General features: G+C 52.9%; 23 protein-coding genes. 10 read left to right on the forward strand and 13 right to left on the reverse strand.

Annotation, left to right across the window (positions count from 1 at the left end):
• Positions 1-195: 195 nt before the first annotated feature.
• Positions 196-1,020, forward strand: coding sequence for a protein bax (locus G8S19_RS00755; protein ID WP_061066797.1), 825 nt, complete (start codon positions 196-198; stop codon positions 1,018-1,020).
• A gap of 90 nt (positions 1,021-1,110) precedes the next feature.
• On the opposite strand, the gene xylR is transcribed toward G8S19_RS00755, so the two are convergent.
• On the reverse strand, positions 1,111-2,289 hold the full coding sequence (gene xylR, locus G8S19_RS00760) for a D-xylose utilization transcriptional activator XylR (RefSeq protein ID WP_048213671.1): 1,179 nt from the start codon (positions 2,287-2,289) through the stop codon (positions 1,111-1,113).
• A 359-nt stretch (positions 2,290-2,648) separates the two neighbouring features.
• On the opposite strand from xylR, the gene xylA reads away from it, so the two are divergent.
• The 4 genes from xylA (at position 2,649) to yiaA (ending at position 6,472) form a co-directional block, all read left to right on the forward strand.
• The gene (gene xylA, locus G8S19_RS00765) at positions 2,649-3,971 is read left to right on the forward strand and encodes a xylose isomerase (protein WP_048213670.1); all 1,323 of its coding nucleotides are present in this window, start codon (positions 2,649-2,651) and stop codon (positions 3,969-3,971) included.
• A 72-nt stretch (positions 3,972-4,043) separates the two neighbouring features.
• Positions 4,044-5,498: a xylulokinase gene (gene xylB, locus G8S19_RS00770; protein ID WP_253685935.1), complete on the forward strand. Its 1,455-nt coding sequence runs from the start codon at positions 4,044-4,046 to the stop codon at positions 5,496-5,498.
• A 167-nt stretch (positions 5,499-5,665) separates the two neighbouring features.
• Positions 5,666-6,034: an inner membrane protein YiaB gene (gene yiaB / locus G8S19_RS00775; RefSeq protein WP_101742807.1), complete on the forward strand. Its 369-nt coding sequence runs from the start codon at positions 5,666-5,668 to the stop codon at positions 6,032-6,034.
• Positions 6,035-6,472 carry an inner membrane protein YiaA gene (gene yiaA / locus G8S19_RS00780; RefSeq protein ID WP_253685937.1) on the forward strand — a complete coding sequence of 146 codons (438 nt, stop codon included), beginning with the start codon at positions 6,035-6,037 and terminating at the stop codon, positions 6,470-6,472. It abuts the gene before it with no gap.
• 41 nt (positions 6,473-6,513) lie between these two features.
• Here yiaA and G8S19_RS00785 read toward each other — a convergent pair whose 3' ends face one another.
• Positions 6,514-7,509 carry an acyltransferase gene (locus G8S19_RS00785; RefSeq protein ID WP_124021937.1) on the reverse strand — a complete coding sequence of 332 codons (996 nt, stop codon included), beginning with the start codon at positions 7,507-7,509 and terminating at the stop codon, positions 6,514-6,516.
• A gap of 171 nt (positions 7,510-7,680) precedes the next feature.
• Here G8S19_RS00785 and G8S19_RS00790 point away from each other — a divergent pair, with 171 nt between their 5' ends.
• The 3 genes from G8S19_RS00790 to glyS all read left to right on the forward strand — a co-directional run bounded on the left by G8S19_RS00790 (position 7,681) and on the right by glyS (position 11,075).
• Entirely contained in the window at positions 7,681-7,989 is a 309-nt protein-coding gene (locus G8S19_RS00790) for a YsaB family lipoprotein (protein ID WP_253685939.1), read from the forward strand.
• Between the two features lie 95 nt (positions 7,990-8,084).
• Positions 8,085-8,996, forward strand: a complete 912-nt coding sequence (glyQ, locus tag G8S19_RS00795; protein WP_001168551.1) for a glycine--tRNA ligase subunit alpha — start codon at positions 8,085-8,087, stop codon at positions 8,994-8,996.
• Positions 8,997-9,005: 9 nt separating this feature from the next.
• Entirely contained in the window at positions 9,006-11,075 is a 2,070-nt protein-coding gene (glyS, locus tag G8S19_RS00800; RefSeq protein WP_124021938.1) for a glycine--tRNA ligase subunit beta, read from the forward strand.
• A 113-nt stretch (positions 11,076-11,188) separates the two neighbouring features.
• On the opposite strand, the gene cueP is transcribed toward glyS, so the two are convergent.
• The 3 genes from cueP to G8S19_RS00815 all read right to left on the reverse strand — a co-directional run bounded on the left by cueP (position 11,189) and on the right by G8S19_RS00815 (position 12,697).
• Positions 11,189-11,728: a copper-binding periplasmic metallochaperone CueP gene (gene cueP, locus G8S19_RS00805; protein WP_137346501.1), complete on the reverse strand. Its 540-nt coding sequence runs from the start codon at positions 11,726-11,728 to the stop codon at positions 11,189-11,191.
• A gap of 187 nt (positions 11,729-11,915) precedes the next feature.
• Positions 11,916-12,128, reverse strand: coding sequence for an RNA chaperone/antiterminator CspA (gene cspA / locus G8S19_RS00810; protein WP_000014594.1), 213 nt, complete (start codon positions 12,126-12,128; stop codon positions 11,916-11,918).
• Positions 12,129-12,406: 278 nt separating this feature from the next.
• Positions 12,407-12,697: an HTH-type transcriptional regulator gene (locus tag G8S19_RS00815; RefSeq protein WP_048213664.1), complete on the reverse strand. Its 291-nt coding sequence runs from the start codon at positions 12,695-12,697 to the stop codon at positions 12,407-12,409.
• A 380-nt stretch (positions 12,698-13,077) separates the two neighbouring features.
• Here G8S19_RS00815 and G8S19_RS00820 point away from each other — a divergent pair, with 380 nt between their 5' ends.
• Positions 13,078-13,788: a DUF3053 domain-containing protein gene (locus G8S19_RS00820; protein WP_048213663.1), complete on the forward strand. Its 711-nt coding sequence runs from the start codon at positions 13,078-13,080 to the stop codon at positions 13,786-13,788.
• Between the two features lie 61 nt (positions 13,789-13,849).
• Here G8S19_RS00820 and ghrB read toward each other — a convergent pair whose 3' ends face one another.
• The 6 genes from ghrB to G8S19_RS00850 form a co-directional block, all read right to left on the reverse strand.
• Entirely contained in the window at positions 13,850-14,824 is a 975-nt protein-coding gene (gene ghrB / locus G8S19_RS00825) for a glyoxylate/hydroxypyruvate reductase GhrB (protein ID WP_048213662.1), read from the reverse strand.
• Between the two features lie 22 nt (positions 14,825-14,846).
• Positions 14,847-16,127, reverse strand: a complete 1,281-nt coding sequence (locus tag G8S19_RS00830) for an MFS transporter (RefSeq protein WP_040231622.1) — start codon at positions 16,125-16,127, stop codon at positions 14,847-14,849.
• A gap of 70 nt (positions 16,128-16,197) precedes the next feature.
• Positions 16,198-17,136, reverse strand: coding sequence for a sugar kinase (locus G8S19_RS00835; protein WP_253685941.1), 939 nt, complete (start codon positions 17,134-17,136; stop codon positions 16,198-16,200).
• A gap of 3 nt (positions 17,137-17,139) precedes the next feature.
• Positions 17,140-17,889, reverse strand: coding sequence for a sugar phosphate isomerase/epimerase (locus G8S19_RS00840; RefSeq protein ID WP_253685943.1), 750 nt, complete (start codon positions 17,887-17,889; stop codon positions 17,140-17,142).
• A gap of 100 nt (positions 17,890-17,989) precedes the next feature.
• A complete protein-coding gene (locus tag G8S19_RS00845; RefSeq protein ID WP_199969590.1) occupies positions 17,990-19,006 on the reverse strand; it encodes a LacI family DNA-binding transcriptional regulator in 1,017 nt (338 codons plus the stop codon).
• Positions 19,007-19,147: 141 nt separating this feature from the next.
• On the reverse strand, positions 19,148-19,810 hold the full coding sequence (locus tag G8S19_RS00850) for an OmpA family lipoprotein (protein WP_101742802.1): 663 nt from the start codon (positions 19,808-19,810) through the stop codon (positions 19,148-19,150).
• Between the two features lie 159 nt (positions 19,811-19,969).
• Between G8S19_RS00850 and G8S19_RS00855 the strand changes: the two genes are divergently transcribed.
• The gene (locus G8S19_RS00855; RefSeq protein WP_253685945.1) at positions 19,970-22,303 is read left to right on the forward strand and encodes a molybdopterin guanine dinucleotide-containing S/N-oxide reductase; all 2,334 of its coding nucleotides are present in this window, start codon (positions 19,970-19,972) and stop codon (positions 22,301-22,303) included.
• Here G8S19_RS00855 and G8S19_RS00860 read toward each other — a convergent pair.
• Positions 22,272-22,712, reverse strand: coding sequence for an N-acetyltransferase (locus G8S19_RS00860; protein WP_048213656.1), 441 nt, complete (start codon positions 22,710-22,712; stop codon positions 22,272-22,274). The two genes, G8S19_RS00855 and G8S19_RS00860, sit on opposite strands and share 32 nt — an antisense overlap.
• Entirely contained in the window at positions 22,702-23,271 is a 570-nt protein-coding gene (gene tag / locus G8S19_RS00865; RefSeq protein WP_061066787.1) for a DNA-3-methyladenine glycosylase I, read from the reverse strand. The genes G8S19_RS00860 and tag overlap by 11 nt, the downstream gene beginning before the upstream one ends.
• Positions 23,272-23,429 lie beyond the last annotated feature (158 nt).

Below are 23,429 nucleotides of genomic sequence, written 5' to 3' on the forward strand. Positions count from 1 at the left end.
ACCTAATTTTGCGATAACCTCCACATTTTCTTCGAATTAACCGCACCCGGAACGGTTTGTACGTGACATAGTTTCAGAATTGGACTATTCCTTTGGGTGCTCTTGACGGCTATTTTTGATATGATTTGAGATTCATCTCTCATTTTTGTGAAAAATATAAGGTGTTGGAATGTTTAAATCCGACCAGGAGACCTAATGATATTGACTCCCATTCGACGATATGGGGCAATGATTCTTATGTTACTCACCATTGCATTTTCGGGTGAGGTGCTGGCAAAGACACACACGGCGACAACGAGTCATAAGCCCCAGGTAATCAAGGCAAGTAATACACAGGTAAGCAGTAAACAAGAGTATTCTCGCAATAGTGCAAAGAGTAGTTCACTTCCTGATTTGCGAAAATACCCTTCCGGAACACCAAGGAAAAAAGCGTTTCTCCGGACGGTTATGCCTTATATTACCAGTCAAAATGCTGCCATTACGGCGGACCGTAACTGGCTGATCTCAAAGCAGTACCAGAATCGCTGGTCACCGACTGAGCGTACGCGTATGAAAGACATCGCGAAACGCTACAAGGTGAGCTGGTCTGGCAACACGCGTAAAATTCCATGGAATACGCTGCTTGAACGCGTAGACATCATTCCTACCAGTATGGTGGCGACTATGGCTGCGGCTGAAAGCGGTTGGGGCACATCGAAACTGGCGCGTAGCAATAACAACCTGTTTGGCATGAAATGTGTCAAAGGCCGCTGCAACAATGCACCCGGTAAGGTGAAAGGCTACTCACAGTTTGAATCGGTAAAAGAGTCGGTGAATGCCTATGTCATTAACCTGAACACGCATCCGGCATACTCTTCCTTCCGTAAATCGCGCGCGCAGTTGCGTAAAGCTGATCAGGAAGTGACAGCGACCGCGATGATCCATAAGCTGAAGGGGTACTCCACCAAAGGACAGAGTTACAATAACTATCTGTTCGCGATGTACCAGGATAACCAGCGTTTAATCGCCGCGCATATGTAATTTCCACAGGCCTGATGGCACGACGCTTATCAGGCCTGTGAGCCGCTCTGCAGGCCGGATAAGGCGAAACCGTCATCCGACACAATTCCCCTACAGCAACACCTCACTGTTCATGTCACGGTACTCTTTTGGCGTCGTGTCGTATTCTTTCTTGAAAACGGAATAGAAATACTGCAACGACGGGTAGCCGCACATTTGTGAAATTTCGTTTATCGCGAGCGTCGTGGAGATCAACAGGCTACGCGCTTTTTCCAGTTTTTCGGCATGAATCACGGCGTGGATGGTTTCCCCGACCTCGTCTTTAAAGCGCTTCTCGAGATTCGAACGTGAAATCCCTACTGCATCCAGCACTTGCTCGACTTTGATGCCTTTACAGGCATGGTTGCGGATAAAGTGCATTGCCTGAATGACAGCGGGATCGGTCAGTGAGCGATAGTCGGTTGAACGACGATTCACGACGCGTACCGGAGGCACCAGAATACGTTGCAGCGGCAGTTCTTCATTCGCCAGTAAGCGGTGCAGAAGTTTTGCTGCCTGATAGCCCATTTGTCGCGCGCCCTGAGCAACGGATGACAGTGCGACGCGGGACAGGTAACGGGTGAGTTCTTCGTTATCGATCCCAATAACACACAGTTTTTCCGGCACCGGGATATGCAAATGCTCGCAGGCCTGCAGAACATGCCGCGCACGCGCGTCGGTCACGGCGATAATACCGGTTTGCGGGGGTAAAGTTTGCAGCCAGTCCGCCAGTCGATTTTGGGCGTGTTGCCAGTTTTCTGGTGCGGTTTCCAGCCCCTGATAGACAACACCACGGTACTTCTCTTTGGCGACCAACTGGCAAAAGGCATATTCACGCTCGGCAGCCCAGCGCTTGCCGCTGGAAGAGGGCAGACCATAAAATGCGAATCGGTTGACCCCTTTTTCTTTCAGATGCAAAAAAGCGCTTTCCACCAGTGCATGGTTATCGGTCGCAATGTAATGGACGGGTGGATAATCGCTTTCAAGATGGTAGGAACCCCCAACGCCGATGATCGGAACATCGACATCGGCAAGTAATTGCGCAATGTCATCATCGTCATAATCAGCAATAACACCGTCGCCTAACCAGTCTTTGATATTATCAATACGGGCACGGAAATCTTCCTCAATGAATATATCCCACTCGGATTGCGATGCCTGTAAATATTCACCTACGCCCTCTACCACCTGACGGTCATAGGCTTTATTAGCATTAAATAATAGGGTGATGCGGTGTCGTTTATCAAACATAAGAGCCTGTCCTGAAAGGTTAACGTGGCCTGTCAATACTACCAAAACCGCAGGTGCGACTACTTGATGAAGCGTGACAAATTTCTTATTTGCGTAACGCTACGCAAAATTCACACACCCCGACCAGGAAGACAATTGTCATTTCTTATCTGTGTATTACGGTTTTTTGTTTATTGATGAAGAGCCGATCGCGATCGCTTTTTTAATTGCTTATTCAGTGTGCATTTTTGGGAGCCAGCGCACATTTGGGTATTCTCTTAATGGCGGTGTGAAATAACGTAATTGAGCAATAAATCAGGAAATTCCAGTATGACTGTATCGCAGTTTACTTGCCGTATTACCTGATTATGGAGCTTATTATGCAGGCTTATTTTGACCAACTCGATCGCGTTCGTTTTGAAGGTACAAAATCCACTAACCCACTCGCATTTCGCCATTACAACCCTGATGAAATCGTGCTGGGCAAGCGCATGGAAGAGCATCTGCGCTTTGCCGCCTGCTACTGGCACACTTTCTGCTGGAACGGCGCGGATATGTTCGGTATGGGGGCATTCGACCGTCCCTGGCAACAGCCGGGTGAAGCATTGGCGCTGGCAAAACGTAAAGCGGATGTGGCATTTGAGTTTTTCCATAAGCTGAATGTGCCTTACTACTGCTTCCATGATGTTGACGTCTCGCCTGAAGGCGCGTCACTGAAAGAGTATAAAAATAACTTTGCCCAGATGGTGGATGTGCTGGCGGCAAAACAGGAACAGAGCGGCGTGAAACTGCTGTGGGGTACGGCAAACTGCTTTACTAACCCACGTTATGGCGCAGGTGCGGCGACTAACCCGGATCCGGAAGTCTTCAGCTGGGCGGCTACGCAGGTCGTGACTGCCATGGATGCCACACATAAGTTAGGTGGCGAAAACTACGTCCTGTGGGGCGGCCGTGAAGGTTATGAAACGCTGCTTAATACCGACCTGCGTCAGGAACGTGAGCAGATTGGCCGCTTTATGCAACTGGTGGTCGAGCATAAACACAAAACAGGTTTTCAGGGCACCTTACTGATCGAACCGAAGCCGCAGGAACCCACTAAACATCAGTATGACTACGATGCCGCGACTGTTTACGGATTCCTGAAGCAGTTCGGTCTGGAAAAAGAGATCAAACTGAATATTGAAGCAAACCATGCCACGCTGGCAGGCCATTCGTTCCACCACGAAATCGCTACGGCGATTGCTCTGGGGCTATTTGGTTCCGTCGATGCGAACCGTGGCGACGCGCAACTGGGCTGGGACACTGACCAGTTCCCGAACAGCGTAGAAGAGAATGCGCTGGTCATGTACGAAATCCTGAAAGCGGGCGGTTTTACCACTGGAGGCCTGAACTTTGATGCCAAAGTCCGTCGTCAGAGTACTGATAAATACGATCTGTTCTATGGTCATATTGGTGCGATGGATACCATGGCGCTGTCGCTGAAAATTGCGGCCCGTATGATTGAAGACGGTGGCCTGGATCAGCGCGTGGCAAAACGTTATGCCGGTTGGAATGGTGAGCTGGGCCAGCAAATTCTGAAAGGTCAGATGACGCTGACGGAAATTGCGCAGTACGCTGAACAACATAACCTGGCACCGGTGCACCAGAGCGGTCATCAGGAATTGCTGGAAAATCTGGTAAACCATTATTTGTTCGACAAATAACGGACTGCTGAGTACGTCCGTAAGCCCGGATAGCGATTTGCTACCGGGCCTTTCTTTAAGGAACGATACCCTATGTATATCGGGATAGATCTTGGTACATCAGGCGTAAAGGCCATTCTGCTCAACGAGCAGGGCGATGTGGTGGCCTCGCACACGGAGAAACTGACCGTCTCGCGCCCGCATCCGTTATGGTCGGAGCAGGATCCTGAACAGTGGTGGCTGGCGACGGATCGGGCTGTGAAAACGTTGGGCCAGCAGCATTCGCTTCGCGAGGTGAAAGCGCTGGGGATTGCCGGACAGATGCACGGTGCGACGCTACTGGATGAGCAACAGAAGGTTCTGCGTCCGGCAATCCTGTGGAACGATGGTCGCTGTGCTGAAGAGTGCGTCATGCTTGAGGAGCGGGTTCCGCAATCGCGTGCCATCACCGGCAACCTGATGATGCCTGGCTTTACCGCCCCTAAATTGCTGTGGGTGCAGCGCCACGAACCGGACATTTTCAGCCGGGTTGATAAAGTTCTGCTGCCGAAAGATTACCTGCGTCTGCGTATGACCGGAGAGTTTGCCAGCGATATGTCGGATGCCGCAGGTACGATGTGGCTGGATGTCGCGAAACGTGACTGGAGTGACGTCATGTTGTTTGCGTGTCAACTGACTCGCGCACATATGCCGACCTTGTACGAGGGCAGTGCGATTACTGGAACGCTGTTGCCTGGTGTCGCGCAATCCTGGGGCATGTCAGAGATTCCCGTAGTGGCGGGTGGCGGTGATAACGCGGCGGGGGCGGTTGGCGTCGGCATGATGAATGCCGGTCAGGCTATGCTCTCGCTGGGGACTTCCGGGGTCTATTTTGCGGTCAGCGACGGTTTTCTCAGCAAACCGGAAAGCGCAGTCCATAGCTTTTGCCATGCTCTACCTGAACGGTGGCACCTGATGTCCGTGATGCTAAGTGCGGCATCCTGCCTGGACTGGGCGGCAAAACTAACCGGGATGGCAAGTGTACCTGCGCTGATTGATGCCGCACAGCAGGCAAATGAGCAGGCTGAACCGGTCTGGTTTTTACCCTATCTCTCAGGTGAACGTACGCCGCACAACAACCCGCAAGCGAAGGGTGTCTTTTTTGGTCTGACGCATCAGCATGGTTCGGCAGAACTGGCGCGAGCGGTACTGGAAGGTGTGGGATTTGCCTTAGCCGATGGTATGGATGTGGTACATGCCTGTGGCGTGCAGCCCGCCAGCATTACACTGATTGGCGGTGGGGCGCGCAGTGAATACTGGCGTCAAATGCTGTCTGACATCAGCGGATTGCAACTGGATTACCGTACCGGCGGTGATGTTGGCCCTGCACTCGGTGCGGCGCGCCTGGCGCAAATTGCCATCAATCCGCAACGGCCATTATCTGACCTGTTGCCTCAGCTTACGCTGGAGCAGGCGCATTATCCTGACGCCGGGCGTCATGCTCTTTACCAACAGCGTCGAGAAACCTTCCGCCGAATCTATCAGCAATTACAACCACTGATGTCCTGACCCTAAATCCCCTCTGGTAAACAGAGGGGATTTATCAAATATATATTTCAATCTAATAAATAATTGGCGTGCATGAATTTATTCTGAAAGTCCGGCGTAGTGGCATTTTTCTGTGTTGTCTTTAGCGGGTTATTCATATTGTATCCATGATGGATAAGGAGATCCCAATGAAGACGACAAGGCTGTTGCCCTGGATATTATTCCTCTCTGGCGCGCTGATTTACGTTATTGGCTTTTGGCAGGCATGCCCGTTATTGAGTGGCAAAGGCTATTTTTTCGGCGTGCTGATGGCGGGAATGTTTGTGACATATGTTTATCAGCGTGGTGAAAATCTCAATCAGAGCGACGAACGCTTCGCCTCTGTGTGTCAGATGGTGGCACTCATCACGATAGGATTGCTACTGGTGGGGGTGTGGAACGCTCCATTAGCGCCCATTGAAAAGGCGCTGTACCCAGCGGCATTCTTTATTTGTTTATGGGGGCAAATTTTATTGTTGCGCTCATCAGAAAATACACCTAAAGGACAGGAACTCTGAATGGATAACAGAACTTCAACGTATTCTCCCGCATTTAGCATTATGTCATGGATAGCGCTTTTCGGCGGCATTGCGACGTATCTGCTGGGGCTGTGGAATGCGGATATGCAGTTGAATGAAAAGGGGTATTACTTTGCTGTGTTGGTGCTTGGTTTGTTTTCTGCTGCGTCGTATCAAAAGACGGTACGGGATAAATATGAAGGTATCCCTACGACGCCGATTTACTATGTAACCTGTCTGGCCACGTTTGTTATCGCGGTAGCATTACTGGTTGTTGGTTTGTGGAACGCCACGCTGTTACTTAGTGAGAAAGGGTTTTACGGTCTGGCTTTCTTTTTGAGTCTGTTTGGCGCAGTTGCCGTGCAGAAAAACATTCGCGATGGTGGTTTTGAACGTTCAAAAGAAACTGTGGCGATTGCAGAAGAGTTTACGGAATAATCGGTAGCCCCCCGTTCGGTAACGAGCGGGGGTTTTTCATTTTAACTTACCAGCCTGTGCGTATCGATGCGCTGCAACAATATGGACAACAGTAAACTTCCTGCCAGCGTGGCGCTAAAAATCCACAATATATCCAGCGGCGGCCAGTTCTTGAGTTCTATGCCGTTGGTGCGCAGCGCGTGAATGATCAGCGCATGAAAGCCATAGATGCCCAATGAGTGGCGGGAAATAAGGCCCAGTACTGGCAAAGTGCGCGTGCTGAGCGTATTTTTGACCAGCGTCAGAAGTGAGGCGGCACAGATAAATACCGCTGGTCCGCAGTAGAGATACCAGGTATCGGCAAAATTGCCTCGCCACTGGAGCTCATGCAGCGTCCCGCGGGAAATAACAAACACGGCGACGATACACAACGCTGCGCAGAGCCAGGTGAGTGAGCGCTTTTGTGTCTCCATCATACCAATTGCCCGGCCCAGCATGCCGTATAGAATGTAGTAGAACGTATCGCCGCTGATGTACAGGTTGATGGGAAGCCACTCAAAGCCGCCAATTTTTTGCGAGACGGTATTGGGATTGGCAATCACGCCTATCACCACCATCAATGCCAGCAGCATTTTTCCGCTGACATTTTTCACCTGAATAAGCGGGGATACCAGGTAGATAACGGCAATAGCGAAGAAAAACCATAGGTGGTAGAACACCGGCTTTTGCAGCAGGTTCTTCAGCGACAGCTCAGCGTTGATCGAGGTAAACAGCAGGATGTAGGCCAGCGCCACGCTACTGTAAAACAGAATGCAGAGCGCGATGCGCGTGAAATGGCGCGGTTTGGCGCTGCGTTCGCCGAAAAAGAGATAACCCGAGATCATAAAAAACAGCGGGACGCTGACGCGAGAGGCGGAATTGAGCACGTTGGCCAGATCCCAATTTACCGGGCTGACGCTTTGCGCATTGGTGATGTACCAGGTCGTGGTGTGAATCATCACAACCATTAAACAGGCGATCCCGCGCAGATTATCAATCCAGTAAATTTTGGGCTGCATCAGTTCCTCTGTTTTCATTAAAAAAAGTCTGACCAGTATTTGCGAACATCGCTCACTGGATTAATCCGAGTTATTACGCTAAAGCTTGTGATGGCCTGGGGAGATTCTCACAATAGGATCCGTTCCAAGACACTAATAATAAGACTGACCAGCAAACCAGGCGGTAATAAAATGATGATGAGGTATTTCTTTCCCGCAATCCTCACGCTGCTGCTGGTGGGATGCGCCGATCCACAATCGTCAACACCCGTGCAGAAAGCGCAAAAGGGCAAAATTACTGCCACGCGTTCGCTGGATATGGAGTCATTGTGCAAAAGTGAAGCATCGGAGCTTTATAATACGGGTGCCCAGAAAATTGCTATCACCGGTCTTGAGCAATTTCAGGGTAGCTATGAGATGCGCGGTTCTACCTTCCGCAAAGAGAGTTTTGTCTGCTCATTTGACGCAGACGGGCAGTTTTTGCACCTTTCCATGCGCTAAGTTCCCCCTTTTTCCCGTTTCGTACTGTATATCTTGCAGCCAGCGGGTATACTGATCGCTTCCTTTAAATCCACACGTATCCAGCACGAAATAATATGCAAAAGTTTGATACCAGGACCTTCCAGGGCTTGATCCTGACCTTACAGGATTACTGGGCTCGCCAGGGCTGCACCATCGTTCAACCATTGGACATGGAAGTCGGCGCGGGGACATCTCACCCAATGACCTGCCTGCGTGCACTGGGGCCGGAACCGATGGCGACTGCTTATGTGCAGCCTTCTCGTCGTCCGACCGACGGGCGCTATGGCGAAAACCCGAACCGCTTACAGCACTACTATCAGTTCCAGGTGGTGATTAAGCCGTCACCGGACAATATTCAGGAATTGTACCTGGGTTCTCTGAAAGAGCTGGGTATGGACCCGACCATTCACGATATCCGTTTCGTGGAAGATAACTGGGAAAACCCAACACTGGGCGCCTGGGGTCTGGGTTGGGAAGTGTGGCTGAACGGCATGGAAGTCACGCAGTTCACCTACTTCCAGCAGGTTGGTGGTCTGGAATGTAAGCCAGTTACCGGGGAAATCACCTACGGTCTGGAACGTCTGGCCATGTACATTCAGGGCGTAGACAGCGTTTACGACCTGGTCTGGAGCGACGGTCCGCTGGGCAAAACAACCTACGGCGACGTATTCCATCAGAACGAAGTGGAGCAATCCACCTACAACTTCGAATACGCCGATGTGGACTTCCTGTTCACCTGCTTCGAGCAGTACGAGAAAGAAGCGCAGCAGCTGCTGGCGCTGGAAAACCCGCTGCCGCTGCCTGCGTATGAACGTATTCTGAAAGCCGCCCATAGCTTCAACCTGCTGGATGCGCGTAAAGCCATCTCCGTCACCGAGCGTCAGCGCTACATCCTGCGCATTCGCACCCTGACCAAAGCAGTGGCAGAAGCTTACTACGCTTCCCGTGAAGCCCTTGGCTTCCCGATGTGCAACAAAGACAAATAAGAGGCGGCCATGTCTGAGAAAACTTTTCTGGTGGAAATCGGCACTGAAGAGCTGCCACCAAAAGCACTGCGCAGCCTGGCTGAGTCCTTTGCTGCGAACGTTACCGCGGAGCTGGACAACGCTGGCCTCGCGCACGGCAATGTTGAGTGGTTTGCCGCTCCACGTCGTCTGGCGCTGAAAGTCGCTGCCCTGGCAGAATCTCAACCCGATCGTGAAGTTGAGAAACGCGGGCCGGCCATTGCCCAGGCGTTTGATGCTGAAGGTAAACCGAGTAAAGCGGCAGAAGGTTGGGCGCGCGGTTGCGGTATCACGGTTGATCAGGCTGAGCGTCTGACCACCGACAAAGGCGAGTGGCTGCTGTATCGCGCGCATGTGAAAGGCGAAAGCGCTGAAACGCTGCTGCCGAACATGATCGCCACTTCGCTGGCGAAGCTGCCGATCCCGAAACTGATGCGCTGGGGCGCGTCTGACGTTCACTTCGTGCGTCCGGTTCACACCGTGACCCTGCTGCTGGGCGACAAAGTCATTCCGGCAACGATTCTGGGAATTCAGTCCGATCGCGTGATCCGCGGTCATCGTTTTATGGGCGAACCGGAATTCACCATCGATTCTGCCGATCAGTACCCGGAAATCCTGCGTGAGCGCGGCAAGGTGATTGCCGATTACGCCGAGCGTAAAGCGAAAATCAAAGCCGATGCTGAAGAAGCGGCGCGTAAGATTGGCGGTAACGCTGACCTGAGCGAAAGCCTGCTGGAAGAAGTCACCTCGCTGGTAGAATGGCCGGTCGTGCTGACCGCGAAATTCGAAGAGAAATTCCTCGCGGTTCCGTCTGAAGCGCTGGTACACACCATGAAAGGTGACCAGAAGTACTTCCCGGTTTACGCGAACGACGGCAAATTGCTGCCGAACTTTATCTTCGTGGCCAACATCGAATCGAAAGATCCGACCCAGATTATCTCCGGTAACGAGAAGGTGGTTCGTCCGCGTCTGGCGGATGCCGAATTCTTCTTCAATACCGACCGTAAAAAACGACTGGAAGATCATCTGCCGCGTCTGCAAACCGTGCTGTTCCAACAGCAGCTGGGTACGCTGCGCGACAAGACTGACCGCATCCAGGCGCTGGCGGGCTGGATTGCTGGTCAAATTGGCGCTGACGTTAACCACGCAACGCGTGCTGGCCTGCTGTCCAAGTGCGACCTGATGACCAACATGGTCTTCGAGTTCACCGACACCCAGGGCGTGATGGGTATGCACTACGCGCGTCACGATGGTGAAGCGGAAGATGTTGCTGTGGCGCTGAACGAGCAGTATCAGCCGCGCTTTGCCGGTGATGACCTGCCGTCTAACCCGGTGGCTTGTGCCGTGGCGATTGCTGACAAGATGGACACCCTGGCGGGTATCTTCGGTATTGGTCAGCATCCGAAAGGCGACAAAGACCCGTTTGCGCTGCGTCGTGCTGCGCTGGGCGTGCTGCGTATCATCGTTGAGAAGAACCTGAATCTGGATCTGCAAACGCTGACGGAAGAGGCTGTTCGTCTGTATGGCGATAAGCTGACCAACGCGAAAGTGGTTGATGACGTTATCGACTTTATGCTTGGTCGCTTCCGCGCCTGGTATCAGGACGAAGGTTACACCGTCGATACCATTCAGGCCGTGCTGGCGCGTCGTCCGACTCGTCCGGCTGATTTCGACGCACGTATGAAGGCGGTTTCACACTTCCGTACGCTGGAAGCTGCTTCTGCACTGGCTGCCGCGAACAAGCGCGTATCAAATATTCTGGCGAAGTCTGAAGAAACGCTGAATGACCGTGTGAATGCGGCAACGCTGAAAGAGCCGGAAGAAATTGCGCTGGCGATGCAGGTTGTGGTGCTGCGCGATAAGCTGGAGCCTGTCTTCGCTGCCGGTCATTACCAGGAAGCGCTGGTTGAGCTATCTGCGCTACGTGAACCGGTCGATGCGTTCTTCGAGAAAGTGATGGTCAACGTGGAAGATAAAGATCTGCGTATCAACCGTCTGTCCATGCTCGAAAAACTGCGTGAACTGTTCCTGCGCGTGGCGGATATTTCGCTGCTGCAGTAACGGTCATGAGCTGACTTAGAAAATGCCGGATGGCGGCTTCGCCTTATCCGGCCTACGAGATAAACACCAGTAGGCCGGATAAGCATTGCGCCATCCGGCATTTTTTTATGTTGTTAGCGCAGCTGTAATTTAGTCAGACAGGTCTGGCTGTCTTCCATGGTCTTAATGGGATACTCCGCTGTTTTGCCGTTGTAGCTTACTGCGATGGAGCCTGCCATATTGCGCGGTAGCCAAACCCCGACGAAGCCATTTCGACCGCTCTTCATCTCTTTTTGTAGCACTACATCACCCTTGTTATCCGTCACTTTGACATTGAATGTCTTCTCCGGCATTTCGCCCTGGCAACCGGAAAGGCTGTGGTTGAAGCAAGGATGTGTTTGCCATTCATAAGGGGCAAATGACAGATAGAACTTGTCACCGAGCGGCAGGGTATAGATCTGATCGCCTGAAGAGAGCTTCAGTTCAGTGCTGGTGACGGATGCCGAGTAGGGCAGTGGGCGGCTCTGGGGAGACTGGTCAATGGCCTCGACGATTTGCTCGACGGATTTTCCGCTGAGCCCGTGTTCCGCCAAAAAGGTGGCTTCAGGGGTTGCGGCGAACGCGCTACCGGTGGTGAGTAAACCTAAAACCAGCAGCAATGAGGATTTCGACATAGCTTCAATTCCTTGTGAACGTTGTGGAATACAGACTGGCTCACTATAAAGCTTGCCCTTAGGGAAAGGTCAAAGGGGCGGCGGGTAAAGTAATGCAAAGACGCGTGTGGGCGAGGCGTTTTTCGAAGTACAGATAAAAAAAATCCCCGCCGTTGGGCAGGGATTCAGAATTTTGAGCTTTTTAAGCTTACAGGCTGGTTACGTTGCCAGCTGCCGGGCCTTTAGCGCCGCTTTCGATGGTGAAGGAAACTTTCTGACCTTCGTCCAGAGATTTGTAGCCATCGTTCTGGATAGCAGAGAAGTGTACGAACACGTCTTTAGAGCCATCGTCAGGAGTGATGAAGCCGAAGCCTTTGTCAGCGTTGAACCATTTTACGATACCAGTCATTTTACCGGACATAGTGTATTACCTTTTAAAAAATAAGTGTGCCTTTCGGCGATATGGCGTGCTTTACAGATTTTTTAACAGTAAAGGAAATGCTCACTACGAGGGTATCAACGATAACTCTTGAAGGGACTTGCCTTACTAACTGCTGTAATGGTCTGTACGTCAAACCGTTGAGGGCATTAACTCATTTTACGCAGGTGGATGCAACTACTATTTTCTTTTTTGCGGATATTGGCAGTGGAGGAACGGCCCTTCTGCAGGACCGCTCTTATGTCAAACTTGAAAATAACTTAATCCATCAACTGCTTACTTAATCGTGGGTCTGCCTGAATCAGGCGCATCAACTTCAATTCGGTACTGGATGGCTTCACTCGTTTAGACTCCCATTCATGAACCATCGCGACCGTTACGCCCATCACCCGGGCGAAATCATCTGTTTTTAAACCTGTCCCTCGTCGTAGTTGTTCAAATTCAGCGAAAGGGTTGGTTTTTTGCGTCTGGGTAACCGTCTGCGATACATCTTTAAAAACAATCTGCTCCAGACTGCTTAGCAGTTCAAACATAGGATCTTTGTATTCCATTGAGAACTCCTATAAATCACACAGCGGGATCGTGAATTTCATCGAAGCTCATTAAGCGTAGTCGGAAAAAATGAAGGCGAATTTAAGGTATGCGTTGTGGATTCGTTTCAGCGAATCGCGGGTGACAACCTTTAGTTGGCTAACGAACTGATAAAGGTCGGGATCTCCGATCGAACCATTCCAATTGTAAAGATGACTAAAATAGAGTGCCGCTATGTGAAGGGAGCATTGTTGAGCAAAACACAGGGCGGCGGAAACCGTTATTTTCCCCCACAAGATTACGCGGAAAGGGTATCTTGCGGGGCTGACCTGGACTATCCTTGTCAACGTCAGGCACGCGGGTGTCGTTGTGCGCATTTTTGGGTGAAAGGAGTATTAAAATGGCGACAGGTAAGTCCTGCTCTCGCTGGTTTGCGCCTGTTTTGGCGCTCTTAATGGTAGTTGGCCTGAGTGGGTGTTTTGATAAAGAAGGCGATCAACGCAAAGCGTTTATCGATTTTCTGCAGAATACTGCAATGCGTAGCGGAGAGCGTTTACCGACGCTGACTGCCGATCAGAAAAAACAGTTTGGCCCGTTTGTGTCCGATTACGCGATTCTTTATGGCTATTCACAGCAGGTTAATCAGGCAATGGACTCCGGTCTGCGCCCGGTTGTTGATAGCGTAAATGCAATCCGTGTTCCTCAGGATTATATGACTCAGCGTGAACCGCTGCGTCAGGCAAATGGCGCGCTGGGTGTGTTAGGACAACAGTTGCAGAATGCGAAGCTACAGGCAGATGCTGCCCATGGCGCGCTGAAGCAGGGTGATGACCTGAAACCTGTCTTTGATCAGGTTTACAGCAAAGTCGTGACCGCACCGGCAGAGGCGTTACAGCCGCTGATCCCAGCCGCGCAAGTTTTCACGCAGCAGTTGGTGCAGGTAGGCGATTTTATCGCGCAGCAGGATACGCAGGTGAGCTTTGTCGCCAACGGCATCCAGTTCCCAACCTCACAACAGGCCAGTCAGTACAATACGCTGATTGGCCCGCTGGCGGCGCAGCATCAGGCATTTAATCAGGCATGGACTGCTGCGGTGAATGCCGCGCAGTAATCGTCGTACGGTAAGACACATTAAAGGCCGGGTGAGCATCAATGCTACCCGGCCTTTTGTGTTATTTGGCCACTTGCGGATTCACGCAGTTCTTCTCAACTTTCCCCTGCAGTGCGTCAATTAAGTTATCCACAGCACAAGCCGCCATGTTATAGCGCGTTTCATGCGTGGCTGAACCAATATGCGGTACCGCCACCACATTCGGCAACGACAGCAGCGGTGAGTCTGACGGCAACGGCTCTTGTTCAAACACATCCAGGCCCGCGGCATGAATCTCCCCGCTTTGCAGTGCGGCGATCAGTGCGTTTTCATCCACCACCGGGCCACGCCCAGCGTTAATGAAAATGGCAGAAGACTTCATTTTGGCAAACTGTTCGGTACTGAACAGATGGTGGGTTTCGTCCGTTAACGGCAGAATCAGGCAAACAAAATCCGCTTCCTGCAGCAGCGTATCCAGGTCGCAGTAGCGCGCGTTGAAACGTTCTTCCGCTTCCTGATGGTGACGACGCGCGTTGTAGAGAATCGGCATGCTAAAGCCGAAATGCGCGCGTTGCGCCAGCGCCAGCCCAATGCGTCCCATGCCGACAATGCCCAGCGTCTTGTGGTGAACATCGGTACCAAACCAGTCGGCTCCGATGCTTTTTGTCCATTCGCCTGCCTTCACGCGCTCGGCGACTTCCACCACGCGGCGAGCGGTGCTTAACACCAGCGCCATTACCGTGTCTGCCACGGTTTCTGTCAGCACCGTTGGCGTGTGCATCAGCAGCACCTTACGTGCGTTAAGGGCATCGACATCGAAGTTGTCATAGCCTACGGAAATGGTGGAGGTCGCGCGCAGTTTCGGCATTTTCTCCAGCAGGGCGGTATTGACGGCTTCACTGGAGCCCAGCAGGCCTTCCGCGCTGGCAAAGGCTTCGGCGTGCTGTGCTACGGTTTCTGAACGCAGGTTAGGCACCTGAGTGACAGTAAAATGCTCTTCCAGGCGATGCAGTAAATCGTCAGGTAACGCTTTATAGAGAATAATGGACGGCTTCATGCGAATCTCCGTAAGTTAAAATTTAAGCGTGGCGTGCGCCAATAGGTAGCTGTTGATTATTAGCAGGCTTAACGATCAGAGTTAGCCATACTGAGACAAAAAGCGCTACCCCCATAAAAATGTATGAGGCGGACGGGCTGCCGGTGGTGCCATTGAGGTAGCCGACAAACCAGGAACCAAAGAATGAGCCTAATGCGCCCATGCTGTTGATTAATGCCATTGCTCCCCCAGCGACGTTGCGCGGCAACATTTCAGGAATGATGGCGAAGAAGGGGCCATAAGGGGCGTACATGGCCGCACCGGCGATAACCAGCAGTGTGTAAGAAATCCAGAAATGGTCTGCGCCAACGGCCCAGGAGCCAATAAAGGCGAAAGCGGCAATCAGCAGCAGTGGCCAGACAAACAGCTTACGGTTTTGCAGTTTATCGGAAGCCCATGAAACCAGGATCATCGCCGCCGTTGCGGCCAGATACGGAACGGACGAAAGCCAGCCGACCTCTACCATACCCAGGTTGGCACCGCCGCTGCGGATAATTGACGGCAACCACAGAACAAAACCGTAGACGCCAATACTCCAGGCAAAGTACTGCATGCACAGCAGAATAACGTTACGTGAACGGAACGCTTCGCCGTAGTTACGCACGGCTTTGATACCCTGCTGTTCTTTTTCTAACTGGGCCTGCAGCGCGGCTTTTTCGGATTCTGACAACCAGCCTACCTGCGACGGTTTATCTTTTACCAGTACCCACCAGCAGAACGCCCAGATGATGGCCGGAAAACCTTCAATGATGAACATTTCACGCCAGCCCAGCGCCTGAATCAGGTATCCGGACACGACGGACATCCATAGGACGGTGACGGGGTTACCGAGGATCAGGAAGGTATTAGCACGCGAACGCTCGGACTTCGTAAACCAGTTACTGATATAAATCAGCATTGCGGGCATGACCGCGGCTTCAACGACGCCAAGAATAAATCGGATGGCGGCAAGCATTGGAATGTTGCTGACCATCCCGGTCAGTGACGCGCAGGCGCCCCACAGAATCAGGCAGATAAAAATCAGTTTACGTACGCTGCGGCGTTCGGCGTAAATTGCGCCTGGGATCTGGAAGAAGAAATAGCCAAGAAAAAACAGAGCCCCCAGCAGGGAAGAGATCCCTTTGGTAATACCGAGATCCTCGTTGATGCCGGCGGCGGAAGCGAAGCTGAAGTTCGCGCGATCAAGGTACGCCAGGCTGTACGTGATAAACACGATTGGCATGATGTACCACCAGCGTTTTGCTGCATTGGTTGAGCTATTCATAGACTGCCCTCTGGTTATGCTGATACGCCGCCTCTGAATGTAGGGTACAGAGACAGAGTTGGCCGGGAATTTATTCCCCTAATTGTTCACGTGTGGGTAATCCTTCGCTGTCGCCCTGGACCTGAATGGCCAGAGCGCCAATTTTATTGCCCCGGGTCACCGCCTGATGCAGCGAGCGCCCTTCCAGCAGGGCGCTGATAACGCCGACGGCAAAGCCATCACCCGCACCGACGGTATCGACCACATTGTCGACTTTCACCGGTGCGACGCAGCCTTGCTCGCCGCTCGCTGCTTTGTACCAGGCCCCATCAGCCCCGGTTTTGATAATCACGGCCTTCACGCCATGACGCAGATAAAAGTCGGCAATGGCTTCTGGTGTCTGCTGACCGGTTAAAATCATGCCCTCTTTTAACCCCGGCAGTACCCAGTCAGCCTGGAATGCCAGTCGGTTGAGTTTTTCCACCATCTCGCCTTCGCTTTTCCACAGCACTGGGCGTAAATTCGGATCGAACGAGATGGTCTTCCCTTGCGTTTTTAGCGTGCGGGCGGTGTGCGCCAGTAGTTCATATGAACTGGCAGACAGCGCAGCTGCAACGCCGCTCAGGTGCAGGTGGCGTGCGCTGGAGAAATACCCATCGTGATAATCCTCAACGCTGAGATGGCTGGCAGCAGAACCTTTGCGGAAATATTCCACAATGGGATCGGTTCCATTTTCGACTTTAGATTTAAGTTGAAAGCCGGTAGCGTAACGCCCGTCCTGGGTGACTCCCTGCGCATCAATCCCTTCTTTTTCCAGCGACTTAACGATAAAACGGCCAAAACTGTCGTTGCCTACACGGCTTACCCAGCCTACGTTCAGACCCAGGCGAGCAAGTCCGGTTGCGACATTAAGTTCAGCGCCTGCAACGCGTTTAATAAACTGCTCCACGTCCGCCAAATCACCGGTTTGCGTGGCGACAAACATCGCCATCGCTTCACCAATCGTTACCACATCCAGTGAATTTTTCATGCGTTACTCCTCGCGTAACAACTCGACGTAACGGCGGGTAACCGCCGCCAAATCCTGCCCTTCCAGGGGAAACTCAATGCCGCGCGGAACATCTGCGGGCAACGTGTCCAGCAGCGCCAGCCAGCGTGGTTCCGCGTGATCAGGCGGCACGGCACGGTAACTGTCGCGATGTGATGTGGCGGCTTTCACATGGATATACCCAACGGTTGACGCCAGTTTCTGCGCCGCCTGTTCCGGGGAGTCGCCCACCCACAGCCAGTTGCCCATATCGAAGGTCAGAGATATCGGCAGATTTTGCGTCTGGCAGGCTTCGTTAAAGCGCTGCATCGGCTTCAGGCGTCCGCAGGACGTTTGATCGTTTTCGACAACCAGCTCCATCCCGCTGTTGTCCAGCCATTCACGTAACACGTTGAACTGTTCGGTATGGGAGAAATGGCCGAGGGAGACTTTTAGCCACAGCGCCTGCAGGGCCTGTGCTTCTTCAAGTAGCGCAGGAAGTCGGGGATTGAGGCTACCGTCCTCAAGGAACAACGGCTCAGGCGCTGAGTAACAGGCCAGCAGGCCGAAGATTTCGATAGCAGAGGCCATGGTTGGCAGTGTTTTTAGCTCGGCGTCGGTCAGCATCTCGCGACGGATTTCAACCCCGTCAGCACCGGCTTCGGCAATGATAGGCAGCAGGGCGGTTTGCCCACCTGCGGCGCGTACCTGGTCGTAGCCGTAAGCGGCAGTGACCACCATAATTTTTCTTTTCATGGAAACTCCAAAACTAGCGTTCTTGCTATAACGCTAGATGGAACCGGTTCCAAAGAAAAGGCTATGATGTTGAATTTATGATCACCATCACGAAGGAAATTTAGCGGGCGGTTGAGCCACGGACGATCAGTTCGCCGGAAAAAACCTGTTCCTGGATTGTGTCTGAGTCGCCATCGATCCGGCGTACTACCTGTTCGACGGCGGTGTAGCCAATCTGCCAGGTGGGCTGTTTTAGCGTGGTGATGCCGACGCCCGCCAGCTCGGCCCATTCCAGCTCGTCAAACCCGAGCAGACCGATGTCGCTGCCCCAGTTGAGGCCAATACGCTTTAGCGCACGGGCAACCTGCAACGTCAGGGCGCCATTGGCAGAGATAACGGCTTTGCGCATCCCACGATGCTGCTGGTGAAACTGGCGCAGTGTGTCATCGAGTTGCGTATTGTCCGTTAGCGGGACTTCCGCATTTTGTGCGATAACGCCGGGGTACTGTGCGAGGGTGGCGCGAAAAGCGCTCAGGCGCTCGCGGCGGGTATTCACCATGCCGAGTGGTTCGCTGAGGAACAGGATGGCTTCAAAACCTTGTTCGACCAGATGTTCCGTGGCAACCGTTGCCGCCTGGGTGTTATCCAGACCGACCATATCACAGGCGAAATCGGGAATTTTACGGTCAATCAGCACCATCGGCAGCGCAGACTGCTGCAGACGGTTCAGTCCTTCTTCACGCATCCCGACGGCGTTCACCACGATCCCTTCGACCTGGTAGCTGCGCAGCAGGTCGAGATAATGCAGCTCCTGATCCACTTCGTTGTTCGTGTTACAGACCAGCGGGGTAAAACCTTTGTCACGACAGGCGGCTTCAATACCGCTTAACACGTTGACGGAGTAGGGGTTAGTTATGTCAGCGATAATCAGGCCAATCAGGCGGGTACGCCCATGCTTCAGGCCTCTGGCCATCAGGCTTGGACGGTAGTCGAGTTCGGCAATGGCTTTTTCAATGCGGGCTAACAGCGCGTCGGATAGCAGATGCTTTTCACCGTTGAGGTAGCGTGAAATGCTGGTCTTGCCGGTTTTTGCGGCCTTTGCCACATCGCTGATGGTTGCCCGTGTTGATTTGCTCATCGCTGATTTCCCTGAATTTCGTGTGAATACCTTAGCGGGAAAATCTGACGAAGCAAGTAATTTGCCCGGTGGCGCTGCGCTTACCGGGCCTACATGTCGAACGTAGGCCGGGTAAGGCGAAGCCGCCACCCGGCTCAACGATTACTGCACAGGACTCAACGTAATCTCTACGCGACGGTTCTGCGCTTTACCTTCCGCCGTGCTGTTGCTGGCGATGGGGTTCGCCGGACCCATACCCTGAGTGCGAATGCGGTTCGCTGCTACGCCCTGGGTAATCAATGCACTGGCGACGGAGTCGGCACGCTGCTGTGACAGACGCATGTTCAAATCCTGGCTGCCCGTGCTGTCGGTGAAGCCCAGCACGTTGACGGCTGTTTTATTGTACTCTTTCAGTACCATTGCCACGCCGGTCAGGGTGTTGGCACCAGCAGGTTTCAGGTTGGCGCTGCTGCTGTCGAAGGTGACGTTATTCGGCATATTCAGAATGATGTTATCGCCACTACGCGTCACGCTGACGCCCGTTCCCTGCATTTTTTCGCGCAGTTTGGCTTCCTGCACGTCCATGTAATAACCGATACCGCCACCCACAGCCGCACCTGCCGCTGCACCAATCAACGCGCCTTTGCCGCGATCTTTCTTCGAAGAAGAGAGTGCGCCAATGCCCGCGCCGACCAGAGAGCCAATACCCGCGCCAATGCCGGATTTACCCGCTTCGCGTTCGCCGGTGTAAGGGTTTGTTGTGCAGCCAGAAACCGCCAGGGCGCCGCTCACGATGGCAGCAATAACAAAAACACGTTTCTTCATCTTAATTCCTTAATGACTTTTTCTTCTTTGCCACAGCGACCGTGGCGGTTGATTATGACGTGTGAACATGAAGAAAATTCCAGGGAAGACTCTGAAATTTGTAAGTAACATTGAACGGCATAATAAATAAGCCGTCACATCGCATTCAGGAGCGCCATCTTGGCTAATTCACCCGCACATTACTCGGTGTTAACCGCCGCCCACTGGGGACCCATTCTCGTCGACACCGATGGTGAGACGGTTTTCTCCTCGCGTGGCGCGCTGCCCACTTCCCATCCCAACTCCTTGCAAACCGTGGTGCGCGACCAGGTTCACAGTAAAACGCGGGTACGTTTTCCAATGGTGCGTAAAGGCTTTCTCGCCTCGCCGGATAATCCGCAAGGCGTGCGCGGGCAGGATGAGTTTGTTCGCGTCAGTTGGGACGACGCGCTGAATCTTATCCATACGCAGCATAAACGCATCCGTGACAGCTACGGTCCGGCCTCGATTTTTGCCGGTTCCTACGGCTGGCGATCTAATGGCGTGTTACACAAAGCGGCAACCCTGCTACAGCGTTATATGGCGCTGGCGGGGGGGTATACCGGACACCTGGGGGATTATTCTACGGGGGCTGCACAGGCCATCATGCCGTATGTGGTGGGGGGCAACGAAGTTTACCAGCAGCAGACCAGTTGGCCGATGGTGCTGGAGCATAGCGATGTGGTGGTGCTGTGGAGTGCTAACCCACTGAATACACTGAAAATTTCCTGGAATGCTTCTGACGAACAGGGTATTGCTTACTTTGAAGCGCTGCGCGATAGCGGTAAGCGATTGATCTGCATCGATCCAATGCGATCGGAAAGTGTGGCGTTCTTTGGCGACAAAATGGAATGGATCGCCCCGCATATGGGAACCGATGTAGCGTTGATGCTGGGTATCGCGCATACGCTGGTGGAAAACGACTGGCACGACGAGGATTTTCTCGCCCGTTGTACAACCGGATATGATTCGTTCGCCGACTACCTACTGGGTGAATCCGATGGGATAGCGAAAACGGCAGAATGGGCTGCTGAAATTTGTGGTATTCCGGCAGCGAAAATACGCGAACTTGCGGCAATATTTCACCAAAATACCACCATGCTGATGGCCGGCTGGGGGATGCAGCGTCAGCAGTATGGCGAGCAAAAACACTGGATGATCGTCACGCTGGCCGCCATGCTCGGTCAAATTGGCACGCCCGGCGGTGGCTTTGGGCTGTCGTACCATTTTGCCAACGGCGGGAACCCGACACGTCGTGCAGCGGTACTGGCTTCGATGCAAGGGAGCCTCAAAGGCGGTACCGACGCGGTGGATAAAATCCCGGTGGCGCGTATCGTTGAGGCGCTGGAAAACCCCGGCGGTTTCTATCAGCATAACGGTATGGATCGGCATTTCCCGGACATCCGCATGCTGTGGTGGGCGGGCGGCGCCAACTTCACGCATCACCAGGATACCAATCGTTTGATTCGCGCCTGGCAAAAACCGGAGTTGGTAGTTATCTCTGAGTGTTTCTGGACCGCTGCGGCGAAGCATGCCGATATCGTGTTACCTGCGACAACCTCTTTTGAACGTAACGATTTGACCATGACCGGAGACTACAGCAACCAGCATCTGGTGCCGATGAAGCAGGTCGTGCCGCCACAGGCTAAAGCACGCAACGATTTTGATGTTTTTGCCGAGCTTAGCGAGCGCTGGGAACAGGGCGGTTACGAGCGATTCACCGAAGGTAAAAGCGAACTGGTGTGGCTGGAAACTTTTTACGACATTGCCGCGCAGCGTGGTGCCAGCCAGCAGGTTACACTGCCGCCATTCGCTGAGTTCTGGCAAAAGAATGCACTGATCGAAATGCCGGAAAACGCCGCCAATGCGCAGTTCATCCGTTTTGCTGATTTTCGCCGTGATCCACAGGCGCATCCGCTGAAAACGGACAGTGGAAAAATTGAAATCTATTCTGCAAAAATTGCAGGTTACGGCTATGCGGATTGTGCAGGACACCCGATGTGGCTGGAGCCGGATGAGTGGTTCGGCAATGCCGAACCCGACCAACTGCAGGTGCTTTCCGCCCATCCGGCTCACCGTTTGCACAGCCAGCTCAACTACAGTGCGTTACGCGAACAGTATGCGGTGGCGGATCGGGAGCCGGTAACAATTCATCCGCAGGATGCGCAAGCGCGGGGGATTGCCGATGGCGATACGGTCAGAGTGTGGAACCACCGCGGGCATATCCTGGCGGGTGCTGTCGTGACGACAGGGATCAAACCTGGCGTGATTTGTATTCATGAGGGGGCCTGGCCTGATTTGGACCCGGCCGCCGACGGGATTTGTAAAAATGGTGCTGTCAACGTGCTGACCAAAGATCTCCCCAGCTCGAAGCTGGGGAACGGCTGTGCGGGCAATACTGCGCTGGCGTGGCTGGAGAAGTACAGTGGGCCCACGCTGACACTTACCGCGTTTGATCCGCCTGCCAGCCCATAATCCAGGTTGGATGGTGAGTCTCTTCCTGCCATGCGCTGTCTTCAATGCGAAAGCCCAGTGCGTGGTAGAAGTTTACCGCTGATTGGTTCTTCTGGTAGACCTCCAGGCTGAGCAACGAAAAGCGCTGCTGCACATGTTGCACCAGCGCTTTACCGATACCGCTTCTGATGGCGGCAGGCGCGACAAACAGCGCGCCTAAAAAGCGCTCTTCCATCACGCTGGCAAAACCTTTGAGCACACCGTTTTCTTCCCACACCCAGGTTTGCGCAGCGGGCAGGTAGACATCACGTACGATAGGCTCACTCTCGCGCCAGTAGCGTTCTTCGATAAAAGGATGGGCAAAAATGGTGCTTTCCATCCACAGTGCCAGAATTGGTGCCAGATCGTCAGCGTTGGATTCACGAATCATGTTGTTCTCCTGGGTAACAGATGCAGCCGGTGACATGGTCGTTGACCAGGCCGCATGCCTGCATAAAGGAGTAACAGATAGTGGTGCCAACAAACTTAAATCCACGTTTTTTTAACGCTTTAGAAAGTGCGTCAGAGGCGGGCGTTGAAGTAGGGATATCGCTCAGACTGGCGGCACGGGTTAACTGCGGTTGGTTATCGACGAATGACCAGACGAACTCGCTAAACGGCTCACCGTTTTGCTCCATTGCCAGCCAGGCGCGGGCGTTGCCGATAATGGCCTGAATCTTTCCCCGATGGCGGATAATACCGGCATCCAGTACCAGCCTTTCTACATCCTCTTCGGTCATCGCCGCAACGGTGGCAGGATCGAAGTGGTGAAATGCCTGGCGATAGTTTTCCCGTTTTTTCAGCACCGTTATCCACGACAGCCCAGCCTGCTGCCCTTCAAGGCAGATCATTTCGAACAGCTTTTTACCATCGGTTTCCGGGACGCCCCATTCCTTGTCATGATAGGCAATGTATAGTGGATCCTGACTGACCCAGCCGCAACGTTGCATACTCTTCCTCGCTGTTTTTACTGGCGTAAAAATTTCATTCGGCCCGCCTTGACGCGCCCGCTAAAAAGACAATATTTAATACAGGGCCTCATGTGCCCGATATCCTTTAAACAATGACAATAATATCGCCGTATTCGGCTCTTTTCTGGAGTCGCGTT

The organism is Citrobacter sp. SX206 (assembly GCF_024181025.1).
GTDB lineage: Bacteria > Pseudomonadota > Gammaproteobacteria > Enterobacterales > Enterobacteriaceae > Citrobacter > Citrobacter youngae.